Source organism: Candidatus Methylomirabilota bacterium (assembly GCA_036005065.1).
Lineage (GTDB): Bacteria > Methylomirabilota > Methylomirabilia > Rokubacteriales > DASRDR01 > DASYQW01.
Genome location: DASYQW010000200.1, coordinates 1 through 2,307, shown reverse-complemented (window position 1 = coordinate 2,307; position 2,307 = coordinate 1). Strand labels below are relative to the sequence as shown.

General features: G+C 70.2%; 2 protein-coding genes. Both read right to left on the bottom strand.

Annotated elements, in window-relative coordinates; genetic code table 11:
* Window positions 1-596 (bottom strand): thiamine pyrophosphate-dependent enzyme (locus VGW35_14845; GenBank protein ID HEV8308937.1); only part of this gene is annotated, 596 nt, incomplete at its 3' end.
* A gap of 12 nt (window positions 597-608) precedes the next feature.
* A partial coding sequence (locus VGW35_14840) for a 2-oxoacid:acceptor oxidoreductase subunit alpha (protein HEV8308936.1) occupies window positions 609-2,307 on the bottom strand: 1,699 nt, incomplete at its 5' end.

Here is a 2,307-nt window from a genome sequence, read left to right as displayed (position 1 = left end):
CAGTCGATGAGCGAGAAGCCCTTGTGGGCGATGGCGCCGGCGACGAGCTTCGTGAGCTGCTTCTGGTCGCCCGAGAAGCCGCGGGCCACGTAGGTCGCGCCCGTGGCCAGGGCCAGGGCGAGGGGCTGGACCGGCTTCTCCACGTTGCCGCGGGGCGTGCTCTTGGTCTTGTGCCCCTCCGTCGTGGTGGGTGAGGCCTGGCCCGTGGTCAGGCCGTAGATCTCGTTGTCCATCACGATGTAGGTGAGGTTCAGGTTGCGGCGCATGGCGTGGATGAAGTGGGCCATGCCGATGCCGTAGCCGTCGCCGTCTCCGCCCACCGCGATCACGTGCAGCGCGTGGTTGGCCAGCGCGGCTCCGGTCGCGACGGGCACCGCGCGCCCGTGCAGGCTGTGCACGCCATACGCGTGGATGAACCCCGGCAGGTTCGACGAGCACCCGATGCCCGACACGATGAGGACCTCGTGGGGGGGAATGCGCAGCTCGACGATGGCCTCCTTGATCGACTTGAGCACCCCGAAGTCGCCGCACCCCGGGCACCAGTCGGGATCGACCGGTCCGTCCAGGCTCTTGAGCGTCAGTTCCGTTGTGGCCATGGGTCGCTCCCCCTAGTGCGTACGGTCTTGCGGCACGCGGGCGCCCGCGTCGCCGCCGGAATGGTTGGCCCGGTACGAAGCGCCCAGGCTGGTCACGAACTCCGCCGTCGCCGTCTCCCCCAGCAGGCTGGGATCCCCCGGATGCCAGCCGTAGTTGGAGCCGGTGTCCCGGCCGATGATCAGCATCCCCTCCGGCTTTCCGTCGTTGCGATCGACCAGCTCCACGACCCACAGGGCTTCGCCGTATCCGCTCCCCGCGACCGCCTGCAGGCGGGCCGGCCGCGCGCGGTCGTGCATGTGGATGCGGATGTGGTGGTACGCCATCTCGCGCGCCTCGCCCTCCGCGACCTGGAGGTCGACGGGCCGGCCTTCGATGAAGTCCCGGACGCGCTGCGCGATCCAGGCCGGCTCGAAGGGCTCGCCGTCGTAGCGCAGGAGCACGTGGTCGACGGTGAAGCCGGTCTCCGCGCGCAGGTGGCGCGCGAACTGGCCCGTGAAGTTGTTCTCGGCCACCACCGTGCGCCGGCAGCCCTGGAGGATGGCGCGCGCCTCACGGTCGTGGAAGGGATACAGGTACTTGAAGTGGAGCTGGTTGGCGGACACGCCGCCGCGGTTGAGCTGCTCGGCCGCCTCGTGGATCACGCTCCACGTCGAGCCCCAGCCGATGAGCGTGACGTCGGCCTGGGCCGGGCCCTCGAGGACGGGGGGCTGCAGCCGTGCCCGCACCCCTTCCACCTTCCGCATCCGCTTCTCGTGCATCTTCCGGCGGATGGCGGGGTTGGTGTGCTCGTCGCTGATGAGGACGCCGTACTCGTCGTGGTCGTCCGTGCCCGACACGTGGATGCAGCCGGCGCGCCCGGGACGCGCGCGCGGCGAGATGCCCGACGGCGTGAGCGCGTACCGCTTGTAGCCTCCGTTCGCGGCGTCGTCGGGAGTGGGCGCCGTCACCCATTCACCGCGCTCGATGGGCACGTCCGCCGAGATCGCCTCCGGATCGATGGTCGAGCGATGCTCGCCGAGGAGGAGGTCGGAGAGGAGGGTCACCGGGAGCTGGAAGCTCTCGGCCAGGTTGAGGGCCTCGACCGTGGAATGGAAGCAGTCGGTGGCGTCGCGGGGCGCGATGATCACGCGTGGATAGTCGCCCTGGGAGGCCCCGAACACCTGGTTGAGGTCGCCCTGCTCGGTCTTGGTGGGCAGGCCGGTCGACGGGCCCCCGCGCTGTACGTTCACGACCACCACCGGGGTCTCGAGCATGCCCGCCATCCCGATGGCCTCGCTCATGAGGGCGAAGCCTCCGCCGGAGGTGGCGCACATCGACCGCACGCCGGCGTGCCCGGCTCCGATGGCGACGTTGACCACGGCCAGCTCGTCCTCACACTGCTTGACCACCACGCCGACCTTCTCGCTGTGCGCGGCCAGCCAATGGAGGATGAACGAGGCCGGGCTCATGGGGTAGGCGGAGTAGAACTTGCAGCCGCCCGCCACCGCCCCCAGCGCCATCATGTGGTTCCCGGTCACGACCGGCCGGCGCTTGCGGCTCAGCTTCCACGGGCGGGCCAGGGTGGGGACGGTGCGCGAGGCGTGCTCGTACCCGGCGCGCAGCACGCCCACGTTCTGGTCGATGATCTCCTGTCCCTTCTTCTTGAAGGTCTCGAGCAGGATCTCGGCCGTCGCCTCCAGCTCGAACCCGGCGAGGTGCAGCAGCGCTCCC